The 17,595-nt window shown below is 54.4% G+C and carries 14 protein-coding genes; 8 read left to right on the top strand and 6 right to left on the bottom strand.

Annotated features, from left to right (window positions below):
• Positions 1 to 2,943: glutamate synthase large subunit (gltB, locus tag AC06ND_RS01335; RefSeq protein WP_475677197.1), on the top strand; the 2,943-nt coding region annotated here is incomplete at its 5' end.
• An 87-nt stretch (positions 2,944 to 3,030) separates the two neighbouring features.
• Positions 3,031 to 4,251: a cytochrome c biogenesis ResB family protein gene (locus AC06ND_RS01330; protein ID WP_475677196.1), complete on the top strand. Its 1,221-nt coding sequence runs from the start codon at positions 3,031 to 3,033 to the stop codon at positions 4,249 to 4,251.
• Between the two features lie 9 nt (positions 4,252 to 4,260).
• Here the strand turns inward: AC06ND_RS01330 and nadE are convergent, their stop codons facing one another.
• Positions 4,261 to 5,037: an NAD(+) synthase gene (gene nadE / locus AC06ND_RS01325; protein ID WP_475677195.1), complete on the bottom strand. Its 777-nt coding sequence runs from the start codon at positions 5,035 to 5,037 to the stop codon at positions 4,261 to 4,263.
• A gap of 114 nt (positions 5,038 to 5,151) precedes the next feature.
• Here nadE and AC06ND_RS01320 point away from each other — a divergent pair, with 114 nt between their 5' ends.
• Complete coding sequence (locus AC06ND_RS01320) at positions 5,152 to 5,442, top strand: DUF4491 family protein (protein WP_475677194.1); 291 nt, start codon at positions 5,152 to 5,154, stop codon at positions 5,440 to 5,442.
• Positions 5,443 to 5,444: 2 nt separating this feature from the next.
• On the opposite strand, the gene AC06ND_RS01315 is transcribed toward AC06ND_RS01320, so the two are convergent.
• Together AC06ND_RS01315 and AC06ND_RS01310 are read right to left on the bottom strand one after the other, a co-directional pair.
• Complete coding sequence (locus AC06ND_RS01315) at positions 5,445 to 6,521, bottom strand: hypothetical protein (RefSeq protein ID WP_475677193.1); 1,077 nt, start codon at positions 6,519 to 6,521, stop codon at positions 5,445 to 5,447.
• A gap of 84 nt (positions 6,522 to 6,605) precedes the next feature.
• Positions 6,606 to 8,213, bottom strand: a complete 1,608-nt coding sequence (locus tag AC06ND_RS01310; protein WP_475677192.1) for a carboxylesterase/lipase family protein — start codon at positions 8,211 to 8,213, stop codon at positions 6,606 to 6,608.
• 250 nt (positions 8,214 to 8,463) lie between these two features.
• On the opposite strand from AC06ND_RS01310, the gene AC06ND_RS01305 reads away from it, so the two are divergent.
• From AC06ND_RS01305 to AC06ND_RS01290, 4 genes are all read left to right on the top strand, one after another.
• The gene (locus AC06ND_RS01305; RefSeq protein ID WP_475677191.1) at positions 8,464 to 10,020 is read left to right on the top strand and encodes a carboxylesterase/lipase family protein; all 1,557 of its coding nucleotides are present in this window, start codon (positions 8,464 to 8,466) and stop codon (positions 10,018 to 10,020) included.
• 117 nt (positions 10,021 to 10,137) lie between these two features.
• Positions 10,138 to 10,449: a chorismate mutase gene (locus AC06ND_RS01300; protein WP_475677190.1), complete on the top strand. Its 312-nt coding sequence runs from the start codon at positions 10,138 to 10,140 to the stop codon at positions 10,447 to 10,449.
• A gap of 1 nt (position 10,450) precedes the next feature.
• Positions 10,451 to 11,398: an aldolase catalytic domain-containing protein gene (locus AC06ND_RS01295; RefSeq protein ID WP_475677189.1), complete on the top strand. Its 948-nt coding sequence runs from the start codon at positions 10,451 to 10,453 to the stop codon at positions 11,396 to 11,398.
• An 18-nt stretch (positions 11,399 to 11,416) separates the two neighbouring features.
• The gene (locus AC06ND_RS01290; protein WP_475677188.1) at positions 11,417 to 12,091 is read left to right on the top strand and encodes a hypothetical protein; all 675 of its coding nucleotides are present in this window, start codon (positions 11,417 to 11,419) and stop codon (positions 12,089 to 12,091) included.
• Here AC06ND_RS01290 and AC06ND_RS01285 read toward each other — a convergent pair.
• Together AC06ND_RS01285 and AC06ND_RS01280 are read right to left on the bottom strand one after the other, a co-directional pair.
• Positions 12,080 to 12,490: a hypothetical protein gene (locus tag AC06ND_RS01285; protein ID WP_475677187.1), complete on the bottom strand. Its 411-nt coding sequence runs from the start codon at positions 12,488 to 12,490 to the stop codon at positions 12,080 to 12,082. The genes AC06ND_RS01290 and AC06ND_RS01285 overlap by 12 nt on opposite strands.
• A gap of 21 nt (positions 12,491 to 12,511) precedes the next feature.
• Entirely contained in the window at positions 12,512 to 16,360 is a 3,849-nt protein-coding gene (locus AC06ND_RS01280; RefSeq protein ID WP_475677186.1) for a beta-galactosidase small subunit-related protein, read from the bottom strand.
• A 75-nt stretch (positions 16,361 to 16,435) separates the two neighbouring features.
• Between AC06ND_RS01280 and AC06ND_RS01275 the strand changes: the two genes are divergently transcribed.
• A complete protein-coding gene (locus tag AC06ND_RS01275) occupies positions 16,436 to 17,287 on the top strand; it encodes an AlkZ-related protein (protein WP_475677185.1) in 852 nt (283 codons plus the stop codon).
• 28 nt (positions 17,288 to 17,315) lie between these two features.
• Here the strand turns inward: AC06ND_RS01275 and AC06ND_RS01270 are convergent.
• On the bottom strand, positions 17,316 to 17,595 hold a 280-nt coding region (locus AC06ND_RS01270), incomplete at its 5' end, for a tetratricopeptide repeat protein (protein ID WP_475677184.1).

Raw genomic sequence — 17,595 nt, 5'->3', positions numbered from 1 at the left:
AACTACTTCCGTCAGCAGTTTGCACAGGTCACCAACCCTGCCATCGACCCTATCCGCGAGGAGCTCGTCATGAGCCTCACCGAGTACATCGGTCGTGTGGGCAGCGGCATCCTGACCCCCGACGAGTCGAACTGCAAGATGGTGCGCCTGCCACAGCCTGTGCTCAACAACACCCAGCTCGACATTCTCTGCAATATCCGCTACAAGGGCTTCAATACCATCAAGCTGCCTATCCTCTTCGAGATTGCCAAAGGCGCCAGTGGTCTGCGTCAGGCCATCGAGGACCTCTGCAAGAAGGCCGAGCAGAGCGTCGATGAGGGCGTGAACTACATCATCCTCTCCGACCGCGACATCGACGAGACGCATGCTGCCATCCCATCGCTGCTGGCTGTCAGCGCCGTGCATCATTACCTCATCGGCGTGCAGAAGCGCGTACAGACCGCCCTCATCGTCGAGAGCGGTGAGATCCGCGAGGTGATGCATGCTGCCCTGCTGCTGGGCTACGGTGCTTCGGCCATCTGTCCTTACATGACCTTCGCTGTGCTCGACGACCTGGTCAAGAAGCACAAGATCCAGGAGGAGTATAGCACCGCCGAGAAGAACTACATCAAGGCCGTGGATAAGGGCCTCAAGAAGATCATGTCGAAGATGGGTATCTCGACCATCCGCTCTTATCGCGGAGCCAAGATCTTCGAGAGCATCGGTCTGGGCGAGGACCTGCTGCGCCGCTACTTCGGCACCGAGGTCTCTACCATTGGCGGCATCGGTCTGCGCGATGTGGCTCGCGATGCCATCCGTCTGCACGACATGGGCTTCAAGCCTGCCGAGATCAACGAGTTCTTGCCCAACAACGGTCAGTTCAACTATCGCAAGGACGGCATCCTCCATGCCTGGAATCCTGAGACTATCGCCAACCTGCAGATTGCCACCCGTCTGGGCTCTTGCAAGAAGTTCAAGGAGTGGGAGCAGATGGTCGATGGCAAGGAGAAGCCTATCTTCATCCGCGACTTCTTCGGCTTCAAGAAGGCCGCTACGCCTGTGCCTCTCGATGAGGTGGAGCCTGTCGAGAGCATCGTCAAGCACTTCGTCACCGGTGCCATGTCATTCGGCGCTTTGAGCATCGAGGCTCACGAGGCGCTGGCTTTGGCCATGAACAAGCTGGGTGCTCGCAGCAACACCGGCGAGGGTGGCGAGGACAACGAGCGCTACCACTCTGACGTCGATGGCGTGAGCCTCTCAAGCAAGACCAAGCAGATCGCTTCGGGCCGTTTCGGTGTCACCGCTGAGTATCTCGTCAATGCCGAGGAGATTCAGATCAAGGTGGCTCAGGGCGCTAAGCCAGGCGAGGGCGGTCAGCTGCCCGGCTTCAAGGTCAATAAGATCATCGCCAAGACCCGTAATGCCATCCCTGGCATCTCGCTCATCTCACCTCCGCCACATCACGACATCTATTCGATCGAGGACCTTGCACAGCTCATCTTCGACCTCAGGAACGTCAATCCTCATGCGAAGATCAGCCTCAAGCTCGTCGCTTCGCAGGGTGTCGGCACCATCGTTGCCGGCGTCGCGAAGGCAAAGGCCGACGTCGTCGTCATTTCCGGCGGTGACGGTGGTACAGGTGCAGCTCCTACCTCATCGGTCAAGTACGCCGGTATCAGCCCTGAGATCGGACTTGCGGACGCCCAGCAGACCCTCATGAGGAACAATCTTCGTGGCAGCGTGCGCCTCCAGGTGGACGGTCAGCTCAAGACTGGTCACGACGTGGTGATGATGGCTCTGCTCGGTGCAGAGGAGTTCGCTTTCGGAACTCTTCCTATGATCGCGATGGGCTGTCTTATGTGCCGCAGGTGCAACACTAATAAGTGCGCGACAGGTATATGTACTCAGGATCCTGAACTCAGGAAGAGGTTTGTCGGCAAGCCGGAGCACCTCAAGAACTATTTCACTTTCCTCGCCACCGAGGTAAGGGAATATCTCGCTCAGATGGGACTCAGGTCGCTCCAGGAGGCTGTCGGACGCAGCGACCTCATAGTGAAGAGACCGTGCGACGCTGGCAGCAAGGGCGCGAGCCTCGATTTCAGCAAGCTTCTCTATCAGGAGGAGACCACTGGTTCCCGTTGCTACGACGGCAGCGTGAGCCATGAGATCGGAGAGGTTCTCGACCAGGAGATCATCAGGGCCGCGCATCCTTCGGTCGAGTGGAAGGTGGAGACTAACCTCGATTACGATATCCACAATACCGACAGGACCGTCGGAACCATGCTTTCGGGTGTCATCGCAGCACGCTATGGTGCCGAAGGCCTTCCTGCATCGACCGTGAACGTCAGGTTCCGTGGCTCGGCTGGTCAGAGCTTTGCGGCCTTCCTCTGCAACGGTATGGACTTCAGGCTTGAGGGAGAGACCAATGACTACTTCTGCAAGGGTCTCTGCGGCGGTGTCGTGAGCATCGTGCCTATGGCAAGGAGCACATTCAAGGCCGAGGACAACATGATCGCAGGAAATACCGGACTCTATGGCGCAACTTCGGGCGAACTCTATGTGAACGGCCGGGTAGGACAGCGTTTCGCAGTCAGGAACTCAGGTGCGAAGGCTGTCATCGAAGGTGCCGGTGACCATTGCTGCGAGTACATGACAGGCGGTAGGGTAGTGGTGCTCGGCCAGGTCGGAAGGAACTTCGCTGCCGGAATGTCCGGTGGTGTCGCCTATGTGCTCGACCGCAAGCACGACTTCGACTTCTGGTGCAACATGGACCTCGTGGAGCTCAGTCTCGTGGAGAACCGCGAGGATGTCAAGGAACTCCATGACATGATTCGTGCCCATGCCCAGCATACCGGATCGAAGCTCGCGAGGGAGATACTCGACAACTGGGACGCATCCCTCAAGGATTTCATCAAGGTCATTCCTTCTGAATACAGGGCCTTGGTCGAGTCCGCGAAGAAATGATGCATTAGCATAGTTTGACGGAAAATGTCTACTTTTGTCCTTGTGGAGAGAGGTAGACATTTTTCTTTCCATATAATTCTGAAACTTATGATTGACCTTCAAATATGGGAATCCCCGCTGTCGCTCATTCTCGCAGCCGTTTTTCTGATAGCCGTCTTGGTCCTCGGGCTTCGCGCTGATTCTTCACGCATCGCTCGCTTCGCGACCAACAGGTGGACGGCAGTCGTGCTGATGCTCTCTACCCTCGTGCTGATGGCAGTGGAAGGCACATGGGGCATGCCTCTGCACCGCAGCTGGCCTTTCGTAGTGATCGTGCTCCTGCTGAGCTTCTCGCTCGGTCTTACGGCATGTAAGGACATAAGGAAGAAGTCCATCTCTGCGGCCTTGAGCCACACCGGACTGTTCCTCATACTTTTCGGCGGACTTTTCGGAGCTCCGGACGTGCTGGATTCCCAGATGGTGGTGAGCAAGGATGAACCTACCAATGTTGCGTACAAGGCGAATGGAGAGATCGTTCCTCTGCCGTTCGAAGTGCAGCTCAAGGACTTCACGATAGACTATTACGAGAATGGAACCAGCCCGAAGCAGTATACGAGCACGCTGACGGTGGGAGGAAAGGAACTCCGCACGAGCGTGAACCATCCGTCAGGGTACAAGGGCTACCGTTTCTATCAGTCCGACTACGACAGGTATGGGCAGCAGTACAGCATAATCAAGGTGGTTCGCGATCCGTGGCTGCCGCTGGTGTTCCTGGGCATGGCTATCCTGGCTCTTGCAGCCATCTTCGAGGTCCGCAGGGCATGGCACAGCAAGGCCGTTCTTCCGGTGGTGATTGTCCTTGCGTGTGTGTTTGCCTCGATTTCGGTGGCTCGCATCAGCTTCGGAACCCTCATGCCCGCGCTTCGCAGCCTGTGGTTCATCCCGCATGTGATTATCTATATGCTGGCATATTCGGTGCTGGCAGTATCGCTTCTGAGCGGCATTCTTTCCCGCTATGTGAAGAGGATTCCGGCCGATCTCTCAGGCAAGCTGCTCGTTACGGCTTCCTCGCTGCTTCTGATAGGAATGCTCTGCGGCGCAGCATGGGCGAAGGCCGCGTGGGGTCAGTATTGGACCTGGGACGCTAAGGAAAACTGGGCTGCAGTGACCTGGATGCTCACTCTCGTGGGTACGCACATCCCTCGCAGGAAGAACGATATTGCAGCCATCGTCGCAATACTGGTGTCCTTCCTCGCGATGCAGATAACCTGGTACGGAGTCAATTACCTCCCGTCATCCCAGAACAGCCTTCACACTTACAACAAGTAGCTGACTGGCTTAGTTCAGGAATTTGAATGAAGGCATAGGCAGGAGCTTATGCAGGTTTGCCTTGTGCATACGGTCGATCTTCTCGACCTTAGGGCCTTCTTCAGGATTGTCATGTACATATCCCTCTGGAGCCTTTCCTGTGCGGATATAGATATCAAGCTCTGCATATGAGAATCCTATCTTCTCCTCGTCAGGACAGCTATGTGGGAGGCCGTCGTCCGGGGTCTTGTGCACCCATGCGTAAGGGACGCCGAGATAGTCTCCGATGGCGAGCACCTCAGTCACGGTGAGGTTTGCGAAAACGGAGAAGTCTCCTGCTCCGTCACCGAACTTCGTGGCATATCCGATATAGTCCTCAGAAAGGTTGCAGGTGTTGACAACGCGCGAGTTGTTGGTCTGACCGATGGCGTAGAGGGTGGTCATGCGTACGCGTGGAGGAATGTTCATGATGCTGGCCTTGGTGAGTTCCTCGCCAGCCTCGGCGATGGCCTCGAGGAGACCGTCACATGCCTTTCCTATGTTCACAGTGTACATCTTCATCCCGAGATATTCGCAGATCTTGTCAGCGTCGTTGAGGGACTGTGAGCCCTGAGGCATGGATACACCTATGACTCTGCCCGGACCGAGAGCCTTGCAGAGAATTGCCGCTGCTACGGTTGAGTCTTTTCCTCCGCTCATGCCGAGAATCGCTGTGCTGGCAGGGCCTGCCTGCTCGAAATAATCCTTAACCCACTGGATGAGTTCTTCCGCAGTCTTGGCTGCGTCAAATGTGTACGAAGTGTCCATCTTGTCTTTTTGAGGTCAATTTAATTTTTCAAATATACAAGTTTTTCTATCTTTGTAGCCCCGTTTCGGCGGGTGAACTATTCAAAGATCATTACAGAGTCCAAAAATTATTAAATGAACTGGTCAGGAATCATACTCGGAGCAGCTGCCTTTCTTCTGATAGGTGTCTTCCATCCTATTGTAGTCAAGGCAGAATATCACTTCGGTAAGGAATGCTGGTGGTTCTTTGCCATTATTGGCGTAGGATTCTGCGTCGCTTCTTTCCTCGTGGCAAATCTTGTCCTCGCATCGGTGCTCGGCGTTGCCGGCTTCAGCTGCTTCTGGTCCATCTATGAGCTCATTCAGCAGGAGAAGCGCGTAAAAAAGGGTTGGTTCCCGACCAACCCTAAGAGAAAGAAAAACTAATCTTAGCGACTCTCCTTGATCTGGTGGTAGTGCAGAGCGATTCCCAGCGAGAAACTGACGCTAGGTGAGAATCCACCGGTCGCCTGATTGAAAATCTGATCAGTATATATTCTGGCATGGATAGGGCAAGACAGGTAATGTGGCTTGCCCTTTCCCATATATGTGGTCTTGTGTGCCTCGTAAGAGAAACCGATTCCCTCGCTTACGACATAGGCCCTGATGGCAGCAGGCTCTATGGTGATTTCCTCCGGCATGAAGTCATAGATAGGCTTGCTCACCTTGCGGCTGCAGAAGTTCCAGCATTCGGTACCGAAACCTACGTAAGGATAGATGCTGAAGCCCTTTCTTTCGAAGGCAACGTATCCGAGATCCAGCATGGCCGAATGGAACGGCACGCGGGAGTTGTTTCCTGTCATGCTGTACTTTTCAGGGCTGACGAACCACAGCATCGAAGAGATGACGCTCTCGAAGCCCTCAGGACCGCCTCCCACGTAAGGACTTCCTTCCTTGATCTTGCCTGAGCCGAATATAAGGGACGGCTTTACGATGAACTTTCCGAATATGAAGGACATGTCAAGGGTGGCGCCCATGACCATCTGCGAGTATTCCGATATGAAGCCGAGCGGCATGTGGTTGGTCTCGTGCAGACCGACCTCGAGACCGAAAAGTGCCTTCTTCCACTTGAGGGCGCTAGGGTCGAAACTGTCTGGTCCTACGACAGGGTAGCTGTCCGTTCCTTCCTGTATCCTCTTCTTGTGGTCGGCAAGCTGCATCGCATAGTAGGTCTGCAGCTCGTGGAATCCATGCTTTCCGAGCTGGAGGCTGTCCCTCATCATGCGTCCGTAATACTGACCCAGTGCGAGAGTTTCCTTCGCAAGGGTCCCGGTGCTTCCTGGTACCTGTATGGTGTTAACCTCAGTATAGCGTCTCTTCTCTCCCTTAAGCTTGATGGTCTTGGATTCCAGCACCCAGGTCATTGATGCGTCTGTGGAATCGGCCGCTGGAGTGATGGCAAAAGCGTCAGACGAATTTGCTGCGAAAAGCAATGCAAGCGTTGCGAAAAGGATAGTTCTTTTCATAATGGATAGGATTATGTCTCAAATATAGACATTAATTGTCATAAAACAGCCAAGACCAAATTTATAATAACACTATAATGATGGCTAGTTTGCCAGACGTACAAGTCCCTTGTCGTGGTTGTAGCGTACTTCGCACTTGTTGTCGAAGATCATGGTCGCACCTCTCTCGTCGTAGTGGTCCCACTTAGGAAGTCCTTTGGCATTAGGATCTCCGGTCTTGATGAACGCGATCCACGCATTGGTGATCTTGTCCTCGAGCTCGTATGCCTCCTTGGTCGCACCGGTCATCTCCCTCTGGAGCTTGACGTTGTTGAACATGAAAGGAAGCTCCATGCCGTGGCATGCTCCGAGAGCGCCGTTTGCGACAGGCGACTGCCATGTAAAGAGATATACATAAGCTTTTGCACCGCCCTGCTCATTCTTGATCCTGGCCTGCTCGAGAGCCCTTCCACGGGCGCCGAACTCGCTGTAGAGCATAGACTTGTCAGGCTGACCAGGGTAGACCTTGTCATATTCTGCGATGAATGCCTCGGCCTTCTCTGCGCCGAGCTTCCTGCTGAGAAGCTCCTTGACCTCAGCAGCAGAGTGCTCCACATCGTTCGCGTAAGTGAACTCATTGAGGTTGGTTCCGATGAGCATAGGCACGTCCTTGCTGATCTCAGGGGCGCCGTTTGCGAAAGGCTGCTGGCAGATGATCTCGCCGTCCTCTACGCAACCGAAGCTGTAGCGACCGAAGAGCGGGCCGTTTCCGCCGGCCTCTGCGATGCAGCGGGCAAGAGCCCTGTCACCTGCGGCAACGACCTCTGCATAAGGGATGTCGGCAGCCTTGTCCATGGTCTCTGGGGTGAGACCCATCTCTTCTACGGTGTAGAGACCGAGCTTCTGGGCATCCGCCTTGGCTCCTGCGGTGAGGATGGTTCCCGACTGCACTACTGCGCGGTGATAGAGACCGGTCGCAGACGGCATCGCCATCACGTTTGACACCTTCATTCCGCCGCCTGACTGACCTGCGATGGTGACGCAGCCTGGGTCACCTCCGAACTGGGCGATGTTCTTGTTAATCCACTCGAGGGATTTCACGAGATCCTGCTGTCCGAGGTTGACAGACTGCGAGTATTTGCCACCGAGAGCGGTGAGGTCGATGTAACCGAGCACGTTGAGACGATGGTTGAGGGTAACGACTACGATGTCGCCCTTCTCTGCGAGAGAGCGTCCTTCATAGCAGGGGAGGTCGATGCCTGAACCACCGGCGTATCCGCCACCGTGGAACCATACGAACACAGGGCGTTTCTTGCCGTCGTTGATGCCTGGAGTCCAGACGTTGAGAACGAGGCAGTTCTCCTCGTCCTGGGCTTCCATGTTGAACTGGAAACCGAAGTTGTAGTCTGTCTTAGGCGAATTGTCATACGCGAGCGTGGCGTTCTGAGGAGCCTTCGGACCATAGACCTTGCACTGGCGTATGTCGATCCATGTGTCTGGATCCTGAGGAGGCATGAACCTTTCGGCCTTTGCATAAGGGATGCCCTTGAAAGTGTAGATGCCGTCGTCGAGGTAGCCCTCGACCATGCCAGATGCGGTGCGTACGGCAGTCTCTCTCTCGTTTGAGATGATAGGGCCTGTCTTCACTACTGAATTCTGGCAGCAACCTGCCAAAAGCAGCAGAGAAGCGATGAGGATAGAATAGGATTTCATATCGTTATTTTGGATTACTAGCTTTGTGATTTTTAACGAAGTTATTTCAAGACAGAGAGATTACAAATAGCTGTCGTGCGATAAGAAAAATTCCCCACTCAAAGAGCAGATTTATACACTGAAAAACGCTGCCGGGCGTGTGCTTGGTGGAATTATTTGTTGAATAAATCCGTAACTTTGAATCGAAATACATGATACTTCACCCTTGGAGGTGTCATTTTACGGACAATTGTTAACTGACAATATAATTATGCGTAGACTTATTTTCGCGAGCATCGCGCTCGCCTCGCTGCTCTGCTCTTGCGCGGGCAATGAAATCACCGATCAGGTGAAGGTGACCGGTGGTACCATCCAGGGTACACTCACCGAAACCATGGCAATCTATAAGGGAATCCCATTCGCTGCGCCTCCTGTGGGTGACCTCCGTTGGAAGGCTCCTCAGCCTGTGATTCCATGGGAGGGCGTCCTCGAGACAAATGAATTCGCCCCTGCCGCTATGCAGGGTGGCAACGACAACTGCAGCGAGGACTGTCTCTACCTCAATGTTTGGACTCCGGCGAAGACTACCAAGGACAAGCTTCCGGTGTTCGTGTGGATCTATGGCGGCGGCTTCGCCGGTGGAGCAACCTCTGATCCTCTCTTCGAGGGGGAGGTGTTTGCTGAGAACGGCGTCGTATACGCTAGCATCCCTTACCGCCTCGGCAAGCTTGGCTTCATGGCTCACCCAGAGCGTAGCGCGGAGGGTGAGCACCATGTATCAGGGAACTACGGTATCCTCGACCTCGTGGCTGCGCTTCAGTGGATCCACGACAATATCGAGAAGTTCGGTGGCGACCCGGCGAAGGTGACCATCTTCGGAGAGTCTGCCGGCGGTATCGCAGTCAGCATGCTCTGTGCGTCTCCTCTCACCAAGGGCCTCATCGCAGGTGCAATCTCCGAGAGCGGCGGATCCTTCGGTCCAGCACGTCCTACAACCTACCCGGGCGAGAATATGCGTCTTCTCAAGGATGCAGAGCAGGATGGTCTCGGAATCATGGAAGACCTCGGCTGCTCGTCTCTCGAGGAACTCAGGGCTCTTCCTGCGGAGAAGCTCATGTCAAGGGGACTTACTCCTGGCGGTGGCTGGCCAATAGTTGACGGCTATGTCATTCCTGACGACCAGTATAAGATGTATGAGGCCGGCAACTATAACGACATCCCTGTACTCATCGGTTACAATTCTGACGAAGGCGCAAGTTTCGGTGGTGCAAGCAATCCTCAGGACCACATCGCAAGCGTACAGGAGCGTTACGGCAAGTTCGCAGACGCTCTCCTCGAGGTCTATCCTGTGACTGAGAACGCAGTGCCTAAGTCAGCACGCGACCTCATGCGTGATGCTGCCTTCGGATGGCAGACCTGGGCATGGGCAAGGCTCCAGACCGAGACCGGCCATTCTCCAGCATATCTCTACTACTTCGACCAGCACCCGGAGTATCCTGAGGATTCTCCAAGGGCAGGTTACGGTTCTCCTCATGGCAGCGAGATGGAATATGTGTTCCATAAGCTCAATCCTATGAAGTCAAGGGACGAGATCGAGAAGACCCTCGAGGATCAGATCTTCCGTTACTGGATCAACTTCGCTAAGTACGGCAATCCTAACGGCGAGGGCCTCCCTCAGTGGGATGCATTCTCTGTCGCAAAGCAGACCATGCTCCTCAAAGGCATCGAGTCTCGAATGATCGACGTGCCTAGCGAGGATGCGATGTGGGTACTCGACTCGTACTTCCAGTGGAGAAGGACTCCTGAAGGCGCCGCGTGGGCTAAATAGAAAAGCTAAAGGGGCTGACCAAGAAGGTCGGCCCCTTTAGCTTTATGGCGAGTTTTTTTGCATTTTGCAGGAAAGCTCCGTACCTTCACGACTCATTTCCCCAAAACGAACGGCGCAATGCTTGAAATCAACGACAGATTACCTTCTGAATGCACCAGCATTTCTGAGGTGCGAAACGAAATCGACAATATCGACAAGGTCATCATCCGACTTCTGAGCGAGCGCTTCGAATATGTGAAGGAAGTGGTGAAATACAAGGAGAAGACCGCCAGCAGCATCGAGGCTTCGGACAGGCGCAATGCCGCCATCAGCGACCGTCGCAAGTGGGCAGAGGAGGCCGGACTTGATTCCGACGTGGTAGAGGATCTCTACGACAGGCTCATCCGCTATTTCATCGAGGAAGAAAAGAAAATAATGAACTTAATATAATATGTTTAGGAAAGAGATCAAGGTTCTCGACTGTACCGTACGTGACGGCGGTCTGATGAACAAGTGGCAGTTCAGCAAGGAATTTGTCAAGAGCGTATACGAGGCCAACGTCCAGGCCGGCGTCGACTATATGGAAATCGGTTACATCAGCAGCGCTGATCAGTTCCCTCGTCCGGAGTACGGACCATGGAAGTTCTGCGCAGAGGATGAGATCCGCGAAATCGTGGGTGACAACAACACCTCGACCAAGCTTTCGGTGATGGCAGACATCGGACGTATCCAGTACGATGACATCCGTCCAAAGTCTGAGAGCGTGATCGACATGTTCCGCGTGGCTTGCTACGACTACCAGATCGACAAGGCCATCGACCTTGCACACCATGTGATGGACAAGGGTTACGAGGCCACCATCAACCTCATGGCAGTTTCCAAGGTCAACGACAGGGCTCTCGACCAGGTGCTCGAGGATGTCGCAAACTCAAGGGTAGGTACCTTCTACCTCGTCGACAGCTTCGGTAGCCTCTACTCGGAGGATATACATAGCCTCATGGCCAAGTACATCAAGGCTCTCCCTGGCAAGACCATCGGTTTCCACGGTCACAACAACGTCCAGCTCGCTTTCGCGAACACCATCGAGTGCATCATCGGCGGCGCGAACATGCTTGACGCGACCATGCTCGGAATCGGACGTGGTGCCGGCAACTGCCCTCTGGAGCTTCTCGTTTCTTTCCTCAAGAATCCGAAGTACAAGCTCGAGCCTATCATAAAGTGCATCCAGGATCAGGTCAATCCTCTCAAGAAGGAGATCGACTGGGGCTATTTCATCCCGTATATGATCACAGGATCCCAGAACGACCACCCTCGTTCAGCGATGGCATGGATGGCTAGCCCTCAGAAAGACGACTATATTTCATATTACGAGTCAGTAGTAAAAAATAAAGAGGTCTAGGGGACCTCTTTTTTTCTTATGGGAACAATCGCAATCTACACATTCAAACCGGAAGGCGGGCCGATGCCGGCTCAGCCCCACAATGCTGCGGCCTGGAAGGCCAAGGGTTTCGATTTCATCTGCTTCGTCACGAAGAAGGGCGACATGCCGGACTTCTGCGGAGCATGGTATATCGATGAATTGCCGATCTCATGGCCCGATGAACGTCTGAACGCGGTTATTCCTAAGGTCAATCCTCAGTCCGTGCTCGAGGGTTATGAGTATAGCCTGTGGGTGGATGGCGACCATGCCATCACGAGCGACAGCATCTATGAGCAGTGCAAGGAAATGCAGCGCAAGGGAGTGGTGTATGCCGACCTTAAGCACCCAAGCATTCGCTCGGTATACGGCTATGCTTGGCATGTGTGGAGGAAGGGACTCGAACCGTTGAACGTAGTCTGCAAGGCGGTGACTTTCCTCGTCCGCAAGGGCGTGCTCCCCGGTGACAGATTCCATGATACCTCTATGATGCTCAGGGCACACGAGGATGAGGCCGTCCTGGAATTCGACAGGTGGTGGTGGGAATGCCTGCTCACACATGCAGGCGGCCATTGCGACCGGCTGATGCACGTGTATGCACTGAAGGACACTCCTTCTCTGAAATGGGAGTACCTTACTCCTTCTCCTGGTCTTTCTGTTTCGTTATTTCAATAAGGACTTCAGACAGTCGATACCGTGCTGGGCAACGATGAGGTCGTCTTCCGAGATTCCTCCGCTGAAGGCGAACGCGAACTTGTAATCCTCGTTCTCGTCATAAGCACCTCCGACAAAGTTGAGCTCTCCGACCATGCAGGTCCTCTCGGGATTGCCGCTGTTCGCGCCGGAAACCAGTACCTCGCCGGCCTTTGACCAAGCGATTGCCACGAGGTTCCATCCCTTGCCGCTGTCGTCGATGTTATAGGTCTTGTCGACTACCTTCATCTCGCCGATCCAGTCGACCTGGCTGTTCTTTGGGAGTACGGCTGCCACGGCAACGCCTTTCATGTCCATCGCCCTTGCCTTCTTGTCCATCTCGTTGCATGCCTCTACCAAGGCTGTTCTGATCTTGTCCATAGGTTTTCTGTTCTAAAAGTCTTATTTGATAGGAGTAATGGTAATAGTCCTCTGGTAGCCCATAGGGTATGCCCTGTAGGCGTCGAAGATTGAGCGTGCAGTACATCCTACGCCGCTAGTCGCGTAGTCGAGGTTGAGGGTGATGTCGCCGCTCTTCTCGAGCTGGTACTGGTACATGCTCCTGGTAAGGTTCTCGGTGGTGAACGGATATGCGTTGAATGCGAATGGCTCGTTCATCCTGAACTCGAGGCCCTTTCCGCTCTCGTCGGTGAAACGTACCCACCTGTTGTCCATCCTGAGACCGTAATCCTGAGGTACGAGGTAAGGCTCATACATGTCCTCTACGGTGTCCTTGTAGATGCCCATGCGGTAGCCGGTCTTCCTGTCGGGGTATGAGGCCTGCGGACCTCTACCGTACCACTCCACGTTTCCGAGAGAGCCGTCGATAGACATGGTGACTCCGATTCGTGGGAGCCATGCAGGTACGTCGCCCTCCGGGTTGATGAGGTGGTTGACGGTGATGGTTCCGTCACCATCGATCTTGTAAGAGTAGACGCTCTCGATTCCGACATTGGTTCGGCCGGTGATGTAGGCATCGAGCTGTCGCTCTGTCGCTGCGCCGAAGAGAGCGTACTCCCTGACGTCGACATATACCGAACCGTCGATCTCGCGTGCCTTGACTGACATAGGCCTGTATCCGACCTTGTCGAGACCTGCAGAATAGAATATGGTAGCGACGACGCTGCTATGTCCGATGGCACCGTATCCAGGCTTGTTGTTGAGGATTGCAGCGCGTGATGGGAGGTTGTTCCATCCGTCGAGCTCGTTGGCGAGAGGTGCTCTCCATACATTGAGCTTGAGAGGCTCGGTGAGCATTTCCTTACCGTCAATCTGCATTCCGCAGAGCTCTCCGCCGACTTCGTCGAAGGTGTAGGTGAAGTTTGCGCCCCTTGCCACGATCTTACCGTCAGCCTTCTCCATGGTCACTCTTCCGGCTGGCTTTGCTGCAGGAGCGGCTGGGATGTTCCACTCTGAGAGTTCGAACTGCTCCCAAGCTACCTCATGGCCCTTCTTTGCCCAGATCTCATCCTTTGCGAGGATCGTGCTGATGTTGAGCCTGTACTCCTTTCCAGCCTCGATTGCCGGCTTGGTGTAAGGGATGTTGTATGCCTTGCTCTGGAGAGGCTCGATGTCGAGATCGAGGGTTCCGGATGCCACGACCTTGTCGTCAGCAGTGATGGTCCATGTGGTCTTGTATGCCGAAGCGTTTACGAATGCGAGTCGGTTGATGATCTCCACGGTTCCTGTCCTTGGGTCGAGGAGAGAGTAGTTGAATGGCTGGGTACTCTTCTTCATCTGGTACATCTCAGGCTGGATGGTCCTGTCTGGCCAGATGCTGCCGTAGGTGCGTGCACCGAGACCCCAGGTGTAGAAGGTTCCCTCGTTGGTCTCCTTCTCGAAATCGAGCCAGAGTGCAGACTTTGCGGGGTCGAAGCCCATGTCCGGAGTGACAGCGTCGGCAAAGATTCCGACATTGTCGATGAGAGCGTCTGCGACGAACTCTTGGGTGTCCTGGCCGTTCTTCTCCTCATCACGTCCTATGCAGACTCCGAGAGGAAGATTGCGTATCGCTCCTGTGAGTGGCTGGCTGGCAACCTCCTTGGAGTCGATGTAGATGCTCATCTTCTCGGAATCGTAAACGGCGGTCACGTTGTGCCACTTGTTCTCCCAGTCTGAAGGGAGGTTTCCAGAGAGGGTCACCTTCGAGCCGTTGTCGATGTAGAACTCGATCTTGTCGGCTCCTGCCTGCTTGAGACCGAACTGGTTGTTACCCTTGGTGATCATGTATCCGCCGCTCTTGTTGTGCTTGCGAGGGTAGATGTCGAGAGTGAGGGTGAGCTTGTCTCCGGAAATCTCGAGGTTGTCGCCTCTGTAGACCTGTACCCACTGGTCCTGCTTGTCGAGGTCGATAGCGAGACCGGTCTTTCCCTTCACGAGCTTTGCCTTACCCATGATGTTTGCCTTGGTCGAATATGGGGACTTGTCCTCGAGTGTCCTTACTGGCTCGAGAAGTCCAGGGCTGACGAAATCCCATACGGCACCGCCGAGGAGGGATGGATGGTCATAGATCTCTCTCCAGAAATCGTCGAATCCGCCGCCGCCGTTACCTGCGACAGAGAGGTACTCGTCCATGAATGAAGGTCTAGGATCCGAGGTGTCAGCTCCATATGAGAGTTCATGCTCGATAGGTATAGGATACCTCGGACCTACGATGTCCTCAGCCGCATGCTTAGGCGCGTTTCCTCCGTACATCCAGTAGCGGGTCGCGTCGTACTTGCGTCCTTCCCTGACGACCTCTCCGATGTTCGGACCTTCTCCGGACTCATTTCCTGCGCTCCAGAAGAGCACGCATGCGTGGTTACGGTCGCGGAGCACCATCTGGCGCACCCTCTCCTGGTACATAGGGATATATTCAGGAAGGTATGATACCCATTCGGTAGCATGTGCCTCGACGCCGGCCTCGTCGATGATGTAGAGACCATATTCGTCCGCGAGGTCGAGATATTCGTTGACAGGTGGGTAATGCGAGGTCCTCACAGCGTTGAATCCGAACTGCTTGAGAATCTCCATGTCCTTGCGGACTGTCGCCTCGTCCATCGCGTGGCCGAGGGTAGGGTGCTGCATGTGGGAGCACTGGGCGTTCACCTTGATAGGCTGGCCGTTGAGATAGAAGACTCCGTCCTTGATCTCTGTCTTCTTGAATCCCATCTTCTTGCTCATGCTGTCCACGGTCTTACCGGAAGCATCCTTGAGAGTCATGGTGAGGGTGTAGAGTTCAGGAGTCTCTGCGGTCCATTTCAGAGGAGATGCGACCTTGGCGCGGAAATGCACGGTGTTGGTGCCGCCGGCATGTACGCTGAGTGCTGCCTTGTCCATCTTTGCGACAGACTTTCCGTCCTTGCTGATCTCTGCGCTGAGAGAATATCCGTCCACTGCTGCGCCGAAGGACCTGAGGTCGATTGCGAGCTCGACGTTGGAATCAGTGAAGCTGCCGTCGAAATCAGTTACCACCTGGTAGTCCCAGATGCGGGTCTCAGGGCTTGAGTATACGGTCACGTCATCGAAGATACCGGCTAGCCTCCAGTAGTCCTGACCCTCGAGGTAGAATCCGTCGCTGTACTTGAGAACGAGCACTGAGAGGGTGTTCTTGCCCGGCTTCACATACTTGGTGATATTGTATTCAGAAGGCTCATGTGCGCCCTCGTTGTAGCCGACCTGTTCGCCGTTAACCCATACGAAGGACGCTGAGGCTACCTTTTCGAAGCGGAGGAAGATCTGATCTCCCTTCCACGACGATGGGATATTGAATGAAGTCCTGTATGCGCCGGTAGGGTTCACCTCCATCGGCACGTTAGGAGGAGTGACTGCATAAGGGTTTACAGGTGCCTGAGCAGCGTTTCCTCCGCCCCAAGGACGACCACCGCGAGCCTTCATCATAGCATCCCTTGCCGCCTGTGGCGTGTTGGTAGGGAATGGTGCGGACACATTGCGGAACACGGCCTGGCCGAATCCTTCCATCTCCCAGTTGGATGGGACGTGGATGTCGGACCACTTGCGGTCGTTGAAGCTTGGCTTGAAGAAATCCTGAGGGACTTCAGCAGGACAGTCGGTGTAGAAGAATTTCCATGTTCCGTTGAGCGAGATGTTGGTCTCTGGAATGTGGAAGGCCCTGCCTTCTTCCTGGCCCTCTCCGAAAACTTCGAGATTCTCTACATAATAGGAGAGATCCTGCATGTAGGGCTTGTTCTGGGCATATATGCCTGCCGGCGCGAGTAATGCGAGCGCAGCCAGCAGATTCATTCTTTTCATATCGTTCTTCTGTGTTATTATCAGCGTTGGTTGTATATGAAATTCAAATGTAGCAATTTTTGCTATTTTTGCGACATGGAATCTGCAGAACATAGGAAAATCATAGACTCTCCGGAGGCGATGATTGAAGTTGTGAGGGAGTTCGGTATCATCCCGTTCTTCCGAAATCCCGTCTACGGGTGGTCCATCGAGGAAATGACGGCTCCCGGCTGCTGGTTCGACGTCGACGGCGTACTCGGACCTTGGGATTGGAAGATCGAGGTCGTCAGGGACGGAATTGCCTATGGAAAGATGTTCGGCGACAGGGCTGCATTCGCCACGGAGGAGTGGTACCGTGAACTGATGAACTACCGTCGCAGCCTTCCCAAGTATAGGGTCGCCCTGGGGGAGAAACCCCGGACCAAGGCCACCAGCAAGCATGAAAAGCTGATGCGCATGCTGGCAAAACCGGCGCTCGATGCAATCCGCCAGAGCGGTGCGCTGGAATCCAAGCAACTGAGGATGATACTTTCCGAGAGCGTCACTCCCGCCCAGATCAGAAGTCTTGGTGAGGCGTACAAGAAAATGCTTGTTCCGACTGTCAAGAAGAGCATATCCGATACCGTCCTGACATATCTCCAGATGGGCACATGGTGTCTCGTCGGCGACATAGAGAGGGTCTACCGAGGACCTGACCTAGTCTACTCAGGCTGGCAGACAAGCTCAAATACGACTCCGGAGCAGTTCTTCGACAATGACGCAGCTTTGTCTGAAGCCATTCCTGTCGAAGATGATATGCCGTCATGGGCGAAGAGGTTCATGGATGATGAGCCTGCGGTAAAAAAGATCATCCTCGGAACTCCAGAGGAGTCGAGGATGAAGATAGTCAATCATATTCACGAAATGTTCCCGGACACCGATGTCGCGATCATCGAGAAGATGGTCTGATCGCCTTCCCGGGGACGATAGATATCGGCTACTGGAGCCTTGCGAGGGCGTCGATGGCCTCCTGGTAACCCTGACCGGCGGCTGCCTGGTACCATTTCAGAGCCTCTTCCTTATCCCTTGCGGTGCCCTGGCCCCTCTCATAGCAGCTTGCGACCTTGCACTGGGTCTCTGGATTACCTTTCCTGGCGGAAATGAGATAGTATTCGAAAGCTTTCTTACGGTCGACCTTGGTCCCGTCGCCCCAGAAATATGCGCTTCCGATGAAGTTGAGCACATAGATGTCCTCCTGAGGGGCAAGCTCTGTCAGC

Source organism: Candidatus Cryptobacteroides sp. (assembly GCF_056207615.1).
This window is presented reverse-complemented; position numbering and strand designations above follow the sequence as displayed.

What these genes read in the sequence shown, in the direction of transcription:
- AC06ND_RS01275 (WP_475677185.1), top strand. Translation starts at nt 16,436, where the DNA reads ATGGAATCTGCAGAACATAGGAAAATCATAGACTCTCCGGAGGCGATG.
- AC06ND_RS01330 (WP_475677196.1), top strand. Translation starts at nt 3,031, where the DNA reads ATGATTGACCTTCAAATATGGGAATCCCCGCTGTCGCTCATTCTCGCA.
- AC06ND_RS01310 (WP_475677192.1), bottom strand. Translation starts at nt 8,213, where the DNA reads ATGAAATCCTATTCTATCCTCATCGCTTCTCTGCTGCTTTTGGCAGGT.
- AC06ND_RS01305 (WP_475677191.1), top strand. Translation starts at nt 8,464, where the DNA reads ATGCGTAGACTTATTTTCGCGAGCATCGCGCTCGCCTCGCTGCTCTGC.
- AC06ND_RS01285 (WP_475677187.1), bottom strand. Translation starts at nt 12,490, where the DNA reads ATGGACAAGATCAGAACAGCCTTGGTAGAGGCATGCAACGAGATGGAC.
- AC06ND_RS01315 (WP_475677193.1), bottom strand. Translation starts at nt 6,521, where the DNA reads ATGAAAAGAACTATCCTTTTCGCAACGCTTGCATTGCTTTTCGCAGCA.
- AC06ND_RS01295 (WP_475677189.1), top strand. Translation starts at nt 10,451, where the DNA reads ATGTTTAGGAAAGAGATCAAGGTTCTCGACTGTACCGTACGTGACGGC.
- AC06ND_RS01300 (WP_475677190.1), top strand. Translation starts at nt 10,138, where the DNA reads ATGCTTGAAATCAACGACAGATTACCTTCTGAATGCACCAGCATTTCT.
- AC06ND_RS01320 (WP_475677194.1), top strand. Translation starts at nt 5,152, where the DNA reads ATGAACTGGTCAGGAATCATACTCGGAGCAGCTGCCTTTCTTCTGATA.
- nadE (WP_475677195.1), bottom strand. Translation starts at nt 5,037, where the DNA reads ATGGACACTTCGTACACATTTGACGCAGCCAAGACTGCGGAAGAACTC.
- AC06ND_RS01290 (WP_475677188.1), top strand. Translation starts at nt 11,417, where the DNA reads ATGGGAACAATCGCAATCTACACATTCAAACCGGAAGGCGGGCCGATG.
- AC06ND_RS01280 (WP_475677186.1), bottom strand. Translation starts at nt 16,360, where the DNA reads ATGAAAAGAATGAATCTGCTGGCTGCGCTCGCATTACTCGCGCCGGCA.